At 72.7% G+C, this 15699-nt stretch carries 13 protein-coding genes and 2 pseudogenes; 10 read left to right on the plus strand and 5 right to left on the minus strand.

All coding sequences use genetic code 11. The annotated features are described in order from the left end of the window. Positions 1-60: 60 nt before the first annotated feature. Both IE277_RS50255 and IE277_RS27510 read left to right on the plus strand, forming a co-directional pair. Positions 61-279, plus strand: coding sequence for an iron chelate uptake ABC transporter family permease subunit (locus IE277_RS50255; RefSeq protein WP_506005345.1), 219 nt, complete (start codon positions 61-63; stop codon positions 277-279). Then, positions 276-1047: pseudogene (locus IE277_RS27510) on the plus strand (ABC transporter ATP-binding protein); the annotation flags it as partial. The gene IE277_RS50255 and the pseudogene IE277_RS27510, both read left to right, overlap by 4 nt. Before the next feature lie 355 nt (positions 1048-1402). Here IE277_RS27510 and IE277_RS27515 read toward each other — a convergent pair. Further along, complete coding sequence (locus IE277_RS27515; protein ID WP_189956526.1) at positions 1403-1645, minus strand: hypothetical protein; 243 nt, start codon at positions 1643-1645, stop codon at positions 1403-1405. Positions 1646-1785: 140 nt separating this feature from the next. On the opposite strand from IE277_RS27515, the gene IE277_RS27520 reads away from it, so the two are divergent. Beyond that, positions 1786-2490 carry an SDR family oxidoreductase gene (locus IE277_RS27520; RefSeq protein WP_189956402.1) on the plus strand — a complete coding sequence of 235 codons (705 nt, stop codon included), beginning with the start codon at positions 1786-1788 and terminating at the stop codon, positions 2488-2490. Between the two features lie 321 nt (positions 2491-2811). On the opposite strand, the gene IE277_RS27525 is transcribed toward IE277_RS27520, so the two are convergent. Next, complete coding sequence (locus tag IE277_RS27525; protein ID WP_189956403.1) at positions 2812-3033, minus strand: hypothetical protein; 222 nt, start codon at positions 3031-3033, stop codon at positions 2812-2814. Positions 3034-3338: 305 nt separating this feature from the next. Between IE277_RS27525 and IE277_RS27530 the strand changes: the two genes are divergently transcribed. From IE277_RS27530 to IE277_RS27545, 4 genes and pseudogenes are all read left to right on the plus strand, one after another. Then, positions 3339-3971, plus strand: a complete 633-nt coding sequence (locus tag IE277_RS27530) for a M15 family metallopeptidase (RefSeq protein ID WP_189956404.1) — start codon at positions 3339-3341, stop codon at positions 3969-3971. Positions 3972-4506: 535 nt separating this feature from the next. Beyond that, positions 4507-5493 (plus strand): annotated as a pseudogene (locus tag IE277_RS27535) (aldo/keto reductase). A gap of 205 nt (positions 5494-5698) precedes the next feature. Further along, positions 5699-6667: a threo-3-hydroxy-L-aspartate ammonia-lyase gene (locus tag IE277_RS27540; RefSeq protein WP_189956405.1), complete on the plus strand. Its 969-nt coding sequence runs from the start codon at positions 5699-5701 to the stop codon at positions 6665-6667. 209 nt (positions 6668-6876) lie between these two features. Then, positions 6877-8481, plus strand: coding sequence for an ABC-F family ATP-binding cassette domain-containing protein (locus IE277_RS27545; RefSeq protein WP_189956406.1), 1605 nt, complete (start codon positions 6877-6879; stop codon positions 8479-8481). Positions 8482-8525: 44 nt separating this feature from the next. Here IE277_RS27545 and IE277_RS27550 read toward each other — a convergent pair whose 3' ends face one another. Beyond that, positions 8526-9311, minus strand: coding sequence for an SDR family NAD(P)-dependent oxidoreductase (locus IE277_RS27550; protein ID WP_189956407.1), 786 nt, complete (start codon positions 9309-9311; stop codon positions 8526-8528). Positions 9312-9471: 160 nt separating this feature from the next. On the opposite strand from IE277_RS27550, the gene IE277_RS27555 reads away from it, so the two are divergent. After that, entirely contained in the window at positions 9472-10122 is a 651-nt protein-coding gene (locus tag IE277_RS27555) for a TetR family transcriptional regulator (protein ID WP_189956408.1), read from the plus strand. Positions 10123-10229: 107 nt separating this feature from the next. Then, on the plus strand, positions 10230-11681 hold the full coding sequence (locus IE277_RS27560) for a WGR domain-containing protein (RefSeq protein ID WP_189956409.1): 1452 nt from the start codon (positions 10230-10232) through the stop codon (positions 11679-11681). A 75-nt stretch (positions 11682-11756) separates the two neighbouring features. On the opposite strand, the gene IE277_RS27565 is transcribed toward IE277_RS27560, so the two are convergent. Next, on the minus strand, positions 11757-13340 hold the full coding sequence (locus IE277_RS27565) for a glycerol-3-phosphate dehydrogenase/oxidase (RefSeq protein ID WP_189956410.1): 1584 nt from the start codon (positions 13338-13340) through the stop codon (positions 11757-11759). Continuing rightward, a complete protein-coding gene (locus IE277_RS27570; RefSeq protein ID WP_189956411.1) occupies positions 13337-13936 on the minus strand; it encodes a TetR/AcrR family transcriptional regulator in 600 nt (199 codons plus the stop codon). The genes IE277_RS27565 and IE277_RS27570 overlap by 4 nt, the downstream gene beginning before the upstream one ends. A gap of 127 nt (positions 13937-14063) precedes the next feature. Between IE277_RS27570 and IE277_RS27575 the strand changes: the two genes are divergently transcribed. Further along, positions 14064-15656 carry an FAD-binding oxidoreductase gene (locus tag IE277_RS27575; RefSeq protein WP_189956412.1) on the plus strand — a complete coding sequence of 531 codons (1593 nt, stop codon included), beginning with the start codon at positions 14064-14066 and terminating at the stop codon, positions 15654-15656. The last annotated feature ends 43 nt before the right edge of the window (positions 15657-15699 follow it).

Consider the following 15699-nt stretch of genomic DNA (forward strand, 5'->3'; position numbering starts at 1 on the left):
GGGCGGTGATGCGGTGCTTGCCTGCCGCGCAATCCGCTCGCCGACCCGTTCGCGCTCGGTGTGTCCTCGGGCGCGTCCACCGGCGCGGTCGCCGTCGTCGTCCTCGGTGTGGGCGGGGGAGCGGTGTCGCTGCTGGCCGGCGCCGTCTTCCTGGTGTGGGTGGACGCCGCCGCCCGCACCGTCCTCGATCCCCAGGAGATCCCCGTCGGCGTGGTGATGTCCCTCTTCGGCGTGCCCGCCTTCGTGGCCGTGCTCCACCGGGGTCGGAGGACCGCATGAGCGGCGGGACGGGGCCGGGCGCCGAACGCGTCACCCGGCGCGCCGGCGGACGGATCATTATCGGCGGCCTCACCCGCGCCCCGCGCCCCGGGCCCCGGCAGACGGTCGAACTCATCGGCCCCAACGGCTCCGGCAAGTCCACCCTGCCGCGCCTCCTCGCCGGCGTCCTCGCCCCCACCAGCGGAGTGATCACGCTGGCTGGCCGGCCCCTGCCCGGACTCGGCCGCCGTACGGTGGCACGCCGGGTCGCCGTCGTCGGACAGCACGCGCACACCCAGGCCGAACCCACCGTCCGCGATGTCTTGGCCCTCGGCCGCATCCCGCACCGCCGCGCCTGGGCGGCCGCCACGGCCGTCGGCACCCGGGCCGTCACCGAGGCCCTCGCCCGCACGGGCCTCACCGACCGCGCCGACCAGCCCTGGCACGCCCTGTCCGGAGGGAGCGCCAGCGCACCCAGATCGCCCGCGCCCTCGCCCAGGAACCCCGCGAACTGCTCCTCGACGAACTACCAGCCACCTCGACATCCAGCATGAGCTCGACCTGCTGGACCTCGTCGCGAGCCTGCCGGTCACGACCGCCGTCGCCCTGCACGACCTCAACCTCGCCGCCATGTACTGCGACCGGCTGCTCGTGCCCGCGCACGGGCGGGCCGTCGCCGAGGGCGCCTCGGGTGACGTCCTGACCGCCGGCCTGATCAAGCGGGTGTACGGCGTCGACGCCGAGGTCACCACAGCGGACGGCCACCCGGCGATCCGCTTCCGGCGGCGCTCGGGCGGCTGCCCCGTCGGCCGGGTGCGCCGTGCGGGCGGGCGCCACCGGTGTGTGCGCCGCGATACGGCGGGTCACCCGGCCGGCCCGGCTCGGCTGGCCGGTGCGCGGCAGGCGTTGGAGGGTCTGAACGAGATCGGTGAGTCGAAGCTTCGTCGGACCGGTCGGCAGTCGTCCCTCCGTGTTGTGACGAGGCGGGCCGACGCATCGGGGGCGGGGAACGGTCAATCCATGCGCTCGGGTCCGTCCCCGCCCCTCCCGTCACGCGAGGGCCGCGCCTTTTCACAGCACTTCACAGCACACCGTGACACCGGTTCACAGCACACCGGTTCACAGCACACCGGGACACCGGCAGTCACCCGGCGGCGCGTCGAACGAGCCGTCCTTGCCGATGGCGCCCACCGGGCAGGCGGCGACGCACAACTTGCAGTCCGCGCAGGGGCTGTAGCCCAGCTCCTGCCTGTAACGCGCTGACCGGGGCGTCCACGAGCACCGTGGCGAGCGGCACGAAGTTGCCGAACCGCGGGTGGATGACATTGCGGTGCAGGCCCATCACGCCCAGCCCGGCGGCCACGGCGACCGTCTTGTGGGCCACCACCCAGATACGGCCCGGAAAACGCTCTCGCTCGGGGGCCCGGGCAAGGGGCGACTCCGTGCGCCCGGCCGCCGCGCTTGCGGCTTGAAACCGATCGGTTTACGGTTGCGGGAAACCGATCGGTTTCCTGCAGGGAGATGGATATGACTTCGCTCAAGAACTCTGTCGTACTGGTGACCGGCGGCAGCCGTGGACTGGGCAGGGCGCTGGTGGAGGAGCTGTACACACGCGGCGCCGCCAAGGTGTACGCCACGGCCCGCGACCCGCGCACCGTGACCCACCCCGACGCCGTGCCGCTCGCCCTGGAGGTCACCGACCCGGCATCGGTCGCGGCCGCCGCGGCGCGGGCCGAGGACGTCACGATCCTGGTCAACAACGCCGGGGTCTCACTCGGCGCGAGCTCGTTCCTCGACGCCCCCGTGGAGGACGTACGCCGCGAATTCGAGATCAACTTCTACGGGCCGCTGCTGATGACCCGCGCCTTCGTCCCCGTCATCGAGCGCAACGGCGGTGGACACCTCCTCAACGTCCACTCCGTGCTCTCCTGGCTCGGTGTCGCCGGCTCCTACAGCGCCACCAAGGCCGCGCTGTGGTCGCAGACCAACTCCCTGCGGCTCGAACTGCGTTCACGCGGCATCGGGGTCACGGGACTGCACGTCGGCTACATCGACACCGACATGGCCGCGAACGTCGACGCCCCCAAGTCCGTCCCGCAGGACATCGCCGCCGCAGCGCTGGACGGCGTCGAGGCCGGGGCGTACGAGGTGCTGGCGGACGACGTCTCCCGGAATGTGAAGGCGGCACTCTCGGGAGACGTGGCAGCGCTCTATCCGCAGCTGGCCGACTAGGGCCTGTCCGGCGGATCCTGTCGGGGACGCGGGGGCCGGCACGCCCATCTGCGGCGTTGTCGTCACTCGCCGACTCCCCCACGCTCGACTTCGCCCCCGCGGGGGGACCCCCACCGCGGGGGCACCCCCATCGTGTCGACTCATTCCTCCGCCTTGCAGCTGGACGCACCAGCCCCCGTCACCTGCGCCGATGAGGCCCCGTCACTTACCCGCGACCTGATCCGCCGGACAGGCCCTAGCCTCTCCGACCGACCCGGCGCTTCAACTCGGCCTGGCCGCGCTGGGTCCACTCACCGTGGTGGAGGTGGCAGCACGGCAGTCCTACAGCTTGGTCATCTTGCTGTACGGGCTCAAGATCCGCATTTGTGAGGAGCCGAAATCCACGAGTGCCGCGATTCCGTCCTCCATGCCGATCACTCGGCCGAGGCCGTACATGTCGTGGGTGACCTGGTCGCCCACGGCGAAGTGTTTGGGAGCCGGTGTGACCGGGGCTTTGAAGGGGCTGGTGGGCAAATGACGCTTCGGCGCAGCAGGCTTTGTCATGGCTCAGTATGAGCCTACGAGAATCCCGTTCGCTGTGGCCGTCGGCACAGATCCGGACGACAACAACGGCCTCATACCGCTGACCTGGGGTTTCGAGACCCGGTCAGGCGAAACTGGACCGCAGATCTCCTTCTTTTGGGCACGCTTCGGGCACGAACCCGCATGGGGATGCGCCTCGCGGCAAGCTGGGCCGCCGCCGGCACCTGGGAGAAGGTTCACCACGCTGCTCGCCCAGGCTGCGACCGAGGCAGACGCGGAATGTCCGCCCGCGCGGCTGCTGGTGCGAGGCGTTAGGCTCACGCCGCATGATCTTGCTTAGCGATCCGCGAGTGATCGACACCCCGGTGGCAGACTGCGGCGAACCCCTGGCGGAGATCGCCACCGTTCCGGCGATATCGCTGGATCCGCGAGAACAGGACGAGGCGGGGTCGTACGGACGCGTCAGGACCGGCGTGCTCCAACGCCTGGGCTCGGCCTCCGGCAGGCTGCCCGCCGGTATCAGGCTCCTTGTGATCGAGGGCCATCGCAGCCCGGCCGAACAGGCACGTCGGTTCGCGCTGTATGAGGAGCGCCTGCGCCTTTCAGGCATCACGGACCCGGCGGAACTTCTCCGCCAGGCAAGTGCCTTTGTCTCCCCGGTCGACGTGGCCCCGCACTGCGCCGGCGCGGCAGTGGACCTGACGCTCATCGACGGCGACGGCGTGGAACTGGACATGGGCGGCGCGGTGAACGGACACCGCACGGGCGATGAGAGGTGGTGTCCCTTCGACGCTCCGGGGCTGTCGCCGGCCGCACGCGACAACCGCGACCTGTTGGCCCGATGCCTGCGTGAGGAGGGCTTCGTCAACTATCCGAGCGAGTGGTGGCACTGGTCCTACGGGGACCGGTACTGGGCGCTCATGACCGGTGCCCCCGCCGCCGTCTATGGACCGATCTGACGCACACAGGGCCGTGCACGGGCGAGGACGGCTGTGCCGATGCCGGCCGTGCGGCTCGGGCCGGATCGGAACTTCCGTCGTGGCGTGGGAGACGAGGCGCCCAGCCAGTCAGGTTCGCGGCCGGCGCAAGCGGCTGTGACCTCGCCGCATACCGGCTCCAGCCCGAAGTCCCGGATCGCCGTCCGCGCGTTCGTCGACAGCTGACCTCCAGACAGTGCAGCACCAGCGACGCGACGCCGGCGGATCGTGCTGTCCGCCGCCGCCACCCCGCTGGTCGCCGTGCAGAGCACGCTCGCCGTGCTGACCCGGTTCGCGCGGTACGGCGGTCACCCACCCACCAGCTGGAGAACGCCCCCCTCGCGGACCGGATCGTCGTCTTCGGCTTGCCGAGGACAGGTGACGCGAGCCGTGACCTGACCTGACCCGACCCCGCCCGGATACGATCATGATCGCGTGGACGAGACGTCCCGCCCGGTCCGCGAACCCGTGCCGCGGCCCACTCGGCGGGACCGTACCGACGAGGGGCATGCGAACGATGGAGTACGTCAAGCTCGGCGCGAGCGGCCTGGAGGTCTCCCGGGTGGCGCTGGGCTGCATGAGCTACGGCGTGCCCGACCGGGGACCGCACCCGTGGACCCTGGACGAGGACGCCGCCCGCCCGCTGATCCGCCAGGCCCTGGACGCGGGGATCACGTTCTTCGACACCGCCAACAGCTATTCCGCGGGCACCAGCGGGGAGTACGTCGGCAGGGCGCTCGGGGAGATGACCCGGCGCGAGGACGTCGTGATCGCCACCAAGGTCTTCTTCGCTGTGGCGGACGGCGCGGCACGCAGCGAGCGCCCCAACCGGTCGGGGCTGTCCCGCAAGGCGATCATGACCGAGATCGACCACGGTCTGCGCCGCCTCGGCACGGACCACGTCGACCTCTATCAGATCCACCGCTTCGACCCGTACACCCCGGTCGAGGAGACGATGGAGGCACTGCACGACGTGGTCAGGGCGGGCAAGGCCCGTTACATCGGGGCGAGTTCGATGTACGCCTGGCAGTTCGCCAAGCTGCAGCACACCGCCGAACGGCACGGCTGGACGAAGTTCGTGTCCATGCAGAACCACTACAACCTCCTCTACCGCGAGGAGGAGCGCGAGATGCTGCCGCTCTGCGCCGACCAGGGCGTCGGCGTGATCCCGTGAGCCCGCTCGCCCGCGGCCGGCTCACCCGCGACTGGGACGCCGTCAGCGTCCGCAGCGAGACGGATGCCGTCGGCCGCACCCTGTACCAGCCGGACGACAAGCGGATCGTCGACACCGTCGCCGCGATCGCCGAACGCCGCGGTGTCCCGCGGGCCCAGGTGGCCCTGGCCTGGGTGGCCTCCCGGCCGGGTGTCACCGCCCCCCATCGTGGGCGCCACCAAGCCGCACCACATCCCGGACGCGCTCGCCGCGCTCGACCTCCGGCTCACCGACGACGAGGTCCGGGAACTCGAAGAGCCGTACACGGTAAGAGGGATCAGCGGCCACTGAGGCCGGCCGCGGGCCACCACGCCGTCACCCCGGGCCGTGTCACCCCACGCCCGTCTGACCGGCACTGGACAGACGGGCGTCCCGTTTCTAGAATTCTTGTCCAGAGATAGAAAATTGGTCTAAAGGTCAGAGTTGCCCCCGCAGCAGTCGACCGCACGTGAGCTGAACCGGAGAGAGCCGGAGAGAGTAGGACGAGGAGACCGCCATGGCCGCCGCATCGCCCGTAACGTTCGCCGACGTCCGTGCCGCCGCCGCACGCCTCGAAGGAGTCGCCCACCGCACCCCCGTCCTCACCTCGCGCACCCTCAACGCCCTCGTCGGCGCAGAGGTGTTCGTCAAGTGCGAGAACTTCCAGCGCGTCGGCTCCTTCAAGTTCCGTGGCGCCTACAACGCGGCCGCCCAGCTCTCCCCGGCGCAACTGGCCAAGGGCATCGCCGCCTACTCCTCCGGCAACCACGCCCAGGCCACCGCCCTCGCCGCCCGCGAGCTGGGCACCAGTGCCGTCATCCTGATGCCCGAGGACGCTCCGCGCTCCAAGCGGGAGGCGACCGCCGGATACGGCGCCGAGATCGTCACCTACGACCGCTACACCGAGGACCGCACCGCGCTCGGCACGGCGCTGGCCGAGGACCGCGGCCTCGTCCTCATCCCGCCCTACGACCACCCACATGTCATCGCCGGACAGGGCACCGCCGCGCTCGAACTCCTCGACGTGACGGGTCCGCTCGACGCCCTGCTCGTACCCGTCGGAGGCGGTGGTCTGATCGCCGGCAGCGCCACCGCCGCCAAGGCCCTGCACCCCGGGATCCGTGTCGTCGGCGTGGAGCCGGAGGACGGGGACGACACCAAGCGCTCGCTGGAGAGCGGTGCCCGTGTCACCCTGCCCGTGCCCCGCACCATCGCCGACGGGCAGGCCCTGCCCACGCCCGGCGAGATCACCTTCGAGATCAACCGGCGTCTGGTCGACGCCATCGCCCTGGTCAGCGACGCGGAGATCGTCAACGCCATGCGGTTCGCCTTCGAGCGGCTGAAGATCGTCCTCGAACCCAGTGGTGCCACCGGCCTGGCCGCGCTGCTGGCCGGCCATGTCGCGGACCTCCCGCCCCGCATCGGCGTGATCGCCTCCGGCGGCAATGTCGACACCAGGCGATTCGCCGAACTCCTCGGCGGCTGACGGGTGGCGCTGGTGGTGCCCGGCCGGGCGGTGGCTGCGGTCGGGCGGTGGCTCCGGCTGGGCGGTGGCTCCCGCCGGGCCGGAAAACCATGTGCGCCGCTCCGCGCGCGTCGGTTAGCGTGAGCGCATGTCTACGCCCCGAATTTCCTAGCTGAGGACCCGCTTCCACGCCAGAAGTGTGTCCTTACGCTGTTTCGGAGCGTCACCCCATGATCATCGCTCGTGATGTCGAGCTGCGCGCCGGTGCGCGCCTTCTCCTGTCCGAGACCTCCTTCACCGTCTCGCCCGGCGACCGGATCGGCCTCGTCGGCCGCAACGGCGCCGGCAAGACCACCCTGATGACCGCGCTCGCCGGACACTCCCGGCCCGCCGCCGGCACCATCACGCGCACCGGCCCGGTCGGCTTCCTCGCCCAGGACTCCCGCGCCGCCGACCCCGCCATGACGGTCACCGACCGGATCCTGTCCGCCCGGGGCCTCGACACCGCGCTGCGCGAGCTGCGCACGGCCGAGGCCGCGATGGCCGACGCCGCCCGCCCGGCGGAGCTGCGGCGGGTGCTGGACGCCTACGCCCGCGCCGACGCCGCCTTCCAGGCGGGCGGGGGCTATGCGGCCGAAGCGGAGGCCGCCCGGGTGGCGGCCGGCGTCGGCCTGCCCGAACGGGTGCTGGACGAACCGATCGGCGCCCTGTCCGGAGGGCAGAGACGACGCGTGGAACTCGCCCGCATCCTGTTCTCGGGGACCGACGGCACCCTGCTGCTGGACGAGCCGACCAACCACCTCGACGCGGACTCGCTCGGCTGGCTGCGCGGCTTCCTCCAGGACCACCAGGGCGGCCTGGTCGTCGTCAGCCATGACACCGCGCTGCTCGGCGACGTCGTCAACCGTGTCTTCCACCTGGACGGCGGCCGGGCCGCGATCGACATCCACAACACCGGCTGGGCCACGTACACGACCCGACGCGCGACCGAGGAGCGGCGCCGCACCCGGGAGCGGGCGGGCGCCGAACGCAAGGCGGCGGCGCTGCACGCGCAGGCGGACCGCATGAAGGCCCGCTCCGCCACCGCCGCCATGGCCAGGAGCATGGCCCGCCGCGCCGACCGGATGCTGGCCACGCTGGAACCGGCCGGACGCGCCGAGAAGACCGCGAGGATCCGGCTGCCCGAACCCGCGCCGTGTGGGCGGACACCGCTCGGCGCGATCAGCCTGGCCAAGTCCTACGGCGGCCACCGGGTCCTCGACGGAGTGGACCTCGAGGTGGACCGGGGCAGCCGCCTCGTCGTGCTCGGGTGCAACGGTGCCGGCAAGACCACCCTGCTGCGCCTCCTCGCCGGAGCCGAACGGCCGGACACCGGGCGCGTGGTGCGCGGGCACGGGCTGCGCCTCGGCTACTTCGCCCAGGAGCACGACACGCTCGACACCGGCCGCACGGTCCTGGAGAACCTGAGGGCCGCGGCGCCGCACCTGGACACCGGTGAGGCGCGGCGCGTACTGGGCGCGTTCCTGTTCGGCGGAGACGACGCGGACAAGTCCGCGGGAGTCCTGTCCGGCGGCGAGCGGACCCGGCTCGCGCTGGCCCGACTGGTGCACTCCGGAGCGAACGTCCTGCTGCTGGACGAGCCGACCAACAACCTCGACCCCGTCTCCCGCGACGAGGTCCTGGCCGCGGTCGCTTCGTACCCGGGCGCGATCGTGATGGTCACCCACGACGAGGGCGCCCTCGACGCTCTCCGCCCGGACCGCGTCCTGCTCCTGCCGGACGCGGCCGAGGACCTGTGGAGCGAGGACTACCGCGGCCTGGTCGCCCTCGCATAGACGCCGAGCGGTGGGTTCGCGCCGAGAAGGCGGCGTGTTCGCGCTCAGAAATGGGTGCCGCCGTCGATCCGGATCTCGGTGCCGGTGACGAACACGCCGTCCGCCGAGGCGAGCATCGCGACGACCGACGCCACCGTCCCAGGGCCGGCGAAACCCTGCCCGAGCGCCGGGGAGAGCCCCGCGAACAGCGTCATGTCGGCGTCCTCGGGCAGGCCCGGACCGGCGCTCTGCCCGCTGGCGCCGCTGCCGTCGGTCATCCCGGAGGAGATGGAGCCGGGCTGTACGGCGGTGAAGCGGATGCCCTGTTTCGCGTACTCGGCGGCGAGGGCGTGCGTCATCGACTGGATGCCGCCCTTGCTCGCCGCGTACGCCGCCATGTACGGGTGCGCGAACTGGGCCGACGTGGAGCTGAAGTTGACGACCGCCGCGGCCCGGCCCGCCCGCAGCGCCGGTATCGACTCGCGGATGACGAGGAAGGTGCCGACGAGGTTGACCGTCAGGATGCGGGTGAAGTCCGCGAGGCTCGTCTCGTGGGTGTGCGAGGAGCGCAGGATGCCCGCCGCGTTGACCAGCACGTCCAGACCGCCGAGCGCGGCGATGGTCGTGGCGACCCCCTCCCGTACAGAGGTCTCGTCGGCGACGTCGATGGCGACCGTGGTCAGCCGGTCGGCATCGGCCCCGGCCTTCTCCACCGTGTCCCTCAGGCCCCGCTCGCTCACGTCCGCGGCCACGACGGTGCCGCCCTCGGCGAGGAGGCGCAGCACGGTGGCCTGGCCGATGCCCGAGCCGCCGCCGGTGATCAGCGCACGGCGGCCTTCGTAGCGGTTCATGTCTTCTCCTGCCCGCCCTGCCACAGCGCGGCAGGGCCTTCACGACGCCGGGTCCCTTGCCCGCCGACGCCCTCACTCCATTCATGTTACGCCTAGGTGGCACGTTTTGCCATCACGCCTATACGTGCCACTCTTTGTCGTCGGGCCGTACCCTTCTGGGGTGAGCACCAAGCAGCCCTCCTCCTTGACCGAGCGCCGCAAGGCCGCCACCCAGCTCGAGATCGCACACGCGGCGGCCGAACTGTTCGCCACGCAGGGGCCGCACGCGACCACGGCCGAGGAGATCGCCCGGCACGCGGGCGTCGCGCTCCGCACCTTCTACCGCTACTTCCGCTCCAAGCAGGACGCGGTGAGCCCGCTGCTCGCCGACGGGGCCGACCGATGGCGTGCCCTGCTGGAGGCGGCGGAGCCGGGCACCGACCTGGCCCTGGCGCTGGAGAGCGCGGTGGAGCGGTCGCTGGCGGCGCCGGACGCGGAGGCCGCGCGGGCCTTGCTGCGCACCCGCGGACTGCTGCGGGCGGCGGCCGACGATCCCGCCCTGCGCGCGGTCTGGTACCGCGTCAACCAGGAGTCGGAGGAACGGCTCGTGCCGGTGGTGGCCCGCCTCGCCGACGGGCACCTCGACGCGATGCAGGTGCGCCTGGTCGCGGCGGCGGCCACGGACGCCATCCGGATCGCGCTCGAGACCTGGGCCGGCACGGAGGCCGCCGTCACGGGCGAGGCCGCACCGGCCGCCCTTGCGGTCGACTGCCTGCGCCAACTGGTGGGCGCAATGGGCGCGTTGACGTCTCGCGGCGACAGCGGGAGCTGAGGCGGCGCCCGCCGGGCGCGGCCCGTTGTCAGTGGTCGCCCTTACGGTTTGATCAGTGAGGGCCTGCCGGAAACGGCCGCGGGCCCGTCCCTGGGGAGGGGTCTGCCATGTCCACGGCGTCCGCGGTGTCGACGACGTATCTGGAGCTGTCGCAGGAGGGCGGGGGAGCCCACAAGTTCTACGAAGTGACCGTCGACGGCCTGGTGGTGACGGTGCGGTACGGCAGGATCGGCGCAGCCGGGCAGGTCCAGACGACGTCCTTCCCGACCGTCGAGAAGGCCAGGGCGGCCGCCGCGAAGAAGGTGGGCGAGAAGGTCCGCAAGGGCTACGCCCCGGCCGTCCAGGGCCGGCGCGCCCCGCGCGCGGTGACCCGGCGCCAGGTCGCCTCCGCCCCGTCGACCGCTCGGGCCGTGGCACCCGTGCTGTGGCGGTTCCGCACCGGCTCCGCCGCGTTCGGCATCCACGTCGACGACGAGCACTGCTGGGTGGGCAATCAGGCCGGTGACGTCTACACCCTGGGCCACGACGGCGCCGTCCTCGCCCGGTTCAGCCTGCCGGACGGGGTGAAGTGCCTGGTCGCCGACGACTTCTGGATCTACGCGGGCTGTGACGACGGCAAGGTCTACGACCTCTCCTCCAAGCTGCCGTTCGCCGCCTACGACATCGCCGCCGACGTCGACATCTTCTGGCTGGACATCCACGAAGGCATCCTCAACGTCTCGGACCGCGACGGCCGGCTCACCGTCATCGACCACGAGGACGAACACCAGTGGGCCCGCCGCAGCCAGGGCGAGCACGCCTGGATGGTCCGCGCCGACGACCGCGCCGTCTACCACGGCCACCACCGCGGCGTGACGGCCTACGCACCCGACGGCGGCGGCGAGTTGTGGCACACCGCCACCCGGGGCAGCGTGCTCTTCGGCTGGCAGGAGGACGACGCCGTCTACGCCGGGACCGGGCACCGCGTGGTCCAGCGGCTGTCGAAGGCGACCGGCTCGATCGAGGCGACGTACTCCTGCGACAGCCCGGTCTACTCGTGTGCCACCTCTCCGGGCGGCCGGTTCGTCTTCGCCGGGGACTCCGCCTCGTCCGTCTACTGCTTCGACCGGCACGGCACACGCCTGTGGAAGCTCGGCACCGGCGGCGGCTCGGCGCTGTCGATGCAGTACCGCGACGAACGGCTGTATCTGGTGACCACCGAGGGTTCGCTCGTATGCGTCGACGCGAGCGAGTCGGCCATCACCGCGGCTCAGCAGGGCACGGTGCCGGTGGCACGGGACGTCAAACTCGCCGCCGCCCTGCCCACGTACGCCCCCGCGACCGCCGTGGCCGAGGTGTCCACCGTCGCCCAGGCTCCCGCCGGTGCCGTGGTGGTGGAGTGCGTGCAGGAGAGCGGCCGGCTCCGCGTGCACGTGGTGTCCGAGGGCTATGACACCTCCTGGAACGTCCAGTTCCCGCGCGCCATACGGCAGCCGGGCGCCCGCTACGTCGTGGACGCCCTGCACCCCGCGTCCGGCGGCTTCTACCGCGTCCGCGGCGACATCCGCCGTCTGCTCTGACGCTCCCGCTCCCGCCCCTGTTCCCGCTGCCGCTGCCGCTGCCGAGCCTTCCCGCCGTCCGGTCCGGCCGGCACCTCAGCGCCGTGTGGCCGTCGCCTCCGCCAGCAGGTTGCGTGCCACGGAAAGCACCTCGGCGCGGTCCTTCGGGACCACGCCGATGCGGGTGCGCCGGTCCAGGAGGTCGGACTCGTCCAGGGCGCCCTCGTGCCGGACGGCCCACAGCAGTTCGGCGCGGGTCACCGGGTGGCCCGGCAGCACGGGCTCGGCCAGGGCGGAGTCCTCGGCCGCCAGGGCGTGGACGGCCTCGGCCTCGGTGCCGTAGCGGCGGACCAGCCGGCGGGGCGCGGACAGGGCACGCAGCCGTTCGGGCGCGGCGGCGCCGACCAGGGGCAGCACGGCGGTGGGGGAGGGCGCCGCGGGCAGCCCCCGGGCGGTGATCGCGGCGTCCACGGCGTCCTGCGCCATCCGCCGGTAGGTGGTGAGCTTGCCGCCGACGATCGTCGTGATGCCGTCCGGGGAGGTCAGCACCGCGTGCCGTCGGGAGATGTCGGAGGTGCGGGCGGGCGCGCCGGAGCGGGTGTCGTGCCCGGACATGTCCAGCAGCGGACGCAGTCCCGCGAAGGCGCCGACGACCTCCTCCCGGATCACGGGAGTGTCCAGCGCGGATCCGAGCACGTCGAGCAAGAAACCGATGTCGGTCTCGGGCACCTCCGGGACATCCGGTATGCCGCCCTCGACCGGCTCGTCGGTGAGGCCGACGTAGACCCGGCCGTCGCCCTGGGGCAGGACCAGGACGAAGCGGTTGGTCTCACCGGGGATCGGAATGTGCAGTCCGGCCGGCAATGCGCCGAGCCGCTCCGAGCGCAGGACCAGATGGGTGCCGCGGGACGGCCGGATCCGGATGCCCTCGACGAGGTCGCCCGCCCACACCCCGGCCGCGTTGATCACCGCGCGGGCCCTGATCTCGCCCTCCTCGCCGGTGAGTTCGTCGCGGATCCGGGCGCCGGTGCCGGTCAGCTCCAGCACCCTGACCCGGGTCAGTACCCGTGCCCCGCGTGCGGCGGCCGTCCTGGCCAGTGCGGTGACCAGCCGGGCGTCGTCGGTCACCTTGCCGTCCCAGGACAGCAGTCCGCCGCGCAGCCCGGCCGAGCGCACCGAGGGCGCCAGATGCCGGGCCTCCGTGGCCGACAGCCGACGGGGCGCGGGGAGCACCTGCCGGGGCGTCCGGGCCGCCATCCGCAGCATGTCCCCGGCGCGGAATCCGGCCCACGCCAGTGACGCCTGGGACCTGGACACCAGCGGGGTGAGCGGCAGGACGAAGGGCTGGGCGGCCACCAGGTGCGGGGCGGTGCGGGTCATCAGCACCCCGCGTTCGACCGCGCTCTCGTGCGCGACGTCGAACTGGGCGGAGGCCAGATAGCGCAGCCCGCCGTGGATGAGCTTCGAGCTCCAGCGGGAGGTGCCGAAGGCCAGGTCATGGGCGTCGACCGCGACGACCTCCAGCCCACGGGCGGCCGCGTCCAGCGCGGCTCCGGCCCCGGTGGCGCCGAGTCCGACGACCAGGACGTCGGCGATCCTGCCGTCCGTGGCCTCGGCCAGTTCCCGGCCGCGACGGGGGGCGTCGAGGGACGAGCCGGGGTGGGCGCTGGTGTGGCTCATGGCGTGAGGGTCCTCTCCAGGAGGGCGCGCAGCTCACCGAGGAAGGCGGCGGAGTCCAGCTCCGGATCGTCCTCGTCGGTCATCGTGCGCAGGGACAGGGCGAAGGACTGCACGGTCAACAGCAGGGCGCGGGACTGCCGTTCGACATGGCCGGGGCGTACCGACCCGTCCGTGCGGCCTGCGCGCAGCGCGTCGGCCAGCAGCGCCAGCAGCGCCTCCTGGCTCGCTCCGCGCCGGTCGAGCACATAGGGGAGCAGCAGTTCCGGATCGACGTCGACGATCTTGCGGAAGAGCGGGTGCGCCCGGAACGCCTCGACCCCCGCCACCAGTCCGTCCACGATCCGGGTGCGCGTGGCGATGCCGGTGGCGGGCTCGGGAATCGCGCGGGTGGCCACGTCGATCCACTCACGGGTCATCAGATCGCCCACCAGGGTCCGCAGGTCCGGCCAGCGCCGGTACAGCGTCATCCGGGAGACGCCGGCGCGGCGGGCCACGTCGGCGAGGGTGGTGCGGCGCACTCCGACGGCCAGCACACAGTCGCGTACCGCGTCGAGCACATGATCATTGTCCGAACCGTTGTGACGAATAGGCGTCATGTGTCACAGTGTAACGCCCCGGGGGCCGGACGGGAGCGGACACCGCCGTCCCGGGACGGCCGCCGGGCCGCCGCGCGCAACCGAGCACACCGAACCGAGCACACCGATCTGTGAGGACGACCCTTCGATGGACATGCTGTGGAACGGCTGGGGCGACCCGGCCAAGGCGGCACCGCTGCCCGACTCGGTGACCGGCCTGCTGCGCGACCTGCTCGGCGTCAAGCCCCGCACCACCCCCGCGCTCTGCCTGGACGACATCCGCCTGCCCGGCACCACGGCCGACCCGGCCGCGCTCAAGGCGCTCGCCGAGGCCGTCGGCGGCGAGGAGCATGTGCGCACCGACAGCGAGAGCCGGGTCCGCCACACCCGCGGCAAGTCCACCCCCGACCTGCTGCGCATCCGCGCCGGGGACTTCTCGGACGTCCCGCGGGCCGTGGTCCTGCCCGCCACCCACGACGAGGTCCTCGCCGTCCTGCGCGCCTGCGCGGCGCACGGCCTCGCTGTCGTCCCCTTCGGCGGTGGCACCTCGGTCGTCGGCGGACTCGCCCCCGAGCGCGCCGCCTTCATCGCCCTGGATCTGCGCCGGATGAACGGTCTGCTGGACCTGGACGCCGTCTCGCGCACCGCCGTCCTCCAGCCCGGACTGCGCGCCCCCGAGGCCGAGGCCCTGCTCGCCGGACACGGCTTCACCCTCGGTCACTTCCCGCAGTCCTTCGAATGGGCCACCATCGGCGGTTTCGCCGCCGCCCGCTCCAGCGGCCAGGCGTCCGCCGGGTACGGCCGTTTCGACGAGATGGTCCTCGGCCTGACCCTCGCCACCCCCGAGGGCACCGTCGAGACCGGCCGCGCCCCGCGCTCGGCCGCCGGCCCCGACCTGCGGCAGCTGATCCTCGGCTCGGAGGGCGCCTTCGGTGTCATCACCTCCGTCGTCGTCCGCATCCGCCCGCTGCCCGAGGTACGCGTCTACGAGGGCTGGCGGTTCGCCTCGTTCGAGGAGGGCGGCGCGGCCCTGCGCCGGCTCGCCCAGGACGGACCCCGGCCGACCGTGCTGCGGCTGTCCGACGAGACCGAGACGCTGATCGGCCTGGCCCAGCCCGACGCCATCGGCGGCGACCTGTCCCAGAGCGCGGCCGGCTGCCTCGCCATCACCGGCTACGAGGGCACGGCCGAGGACACCGCACAGCGCCGCGAGCAGGCGGCGGCCGTCCTCACCGCCTGCGGCGGCACCCTCGTCGGCGCCGAACCGGGCGAGCGCTGGGCGCACGGCCGCTTCTCGGCGCCGTATCTGCGTGACGCCCTGCTCGACGTCGGCGCCTTCGCCGAGACCCTGGAGACGGCGGCTTTCTGGTCCCGTATCCCCGACCTCTACACGACGGTGCGCACCGCGCTCACCGAGACCCTCGCCGAGGCCGGCACCCCGCCCCTGGTGATGTGCCATATCTCCCACGTGTACGAGAACGGCGCCTCGCTCTACTTCACGGTCGTCAGCGCCCAGGGCGAGGACCCGCTGGCCCACTGGACGCCCGCCAAGCACGCGGCCAACGAAGCGGTGCTGGCGGCGGGTGGCACCATTTCCCACCACCACGGGGTCGGCACCGACCACCGGGACTGGTACGTCCGGGAGGCCGGACCGCTCGGCATCGCGGCGCTGCGCGCCGTGAAGGACCGCCTCGACCCCGAGGGCCTGCTCAACCCCGGTGTCCTGCTCCCCACCGACTGACCCACCACACACGACCGACCCACCCGACCCGCCTGCTTCGGAG

This window comes from Streptomyces alanosinicus, assembly GCF_014650595.1.
GTDB lineage: Bacteria > Actinomycetota > Actinomycetes > Streptomycetales > Streptomycetaceae > Streptomyces > Streptomyces alanosinicus.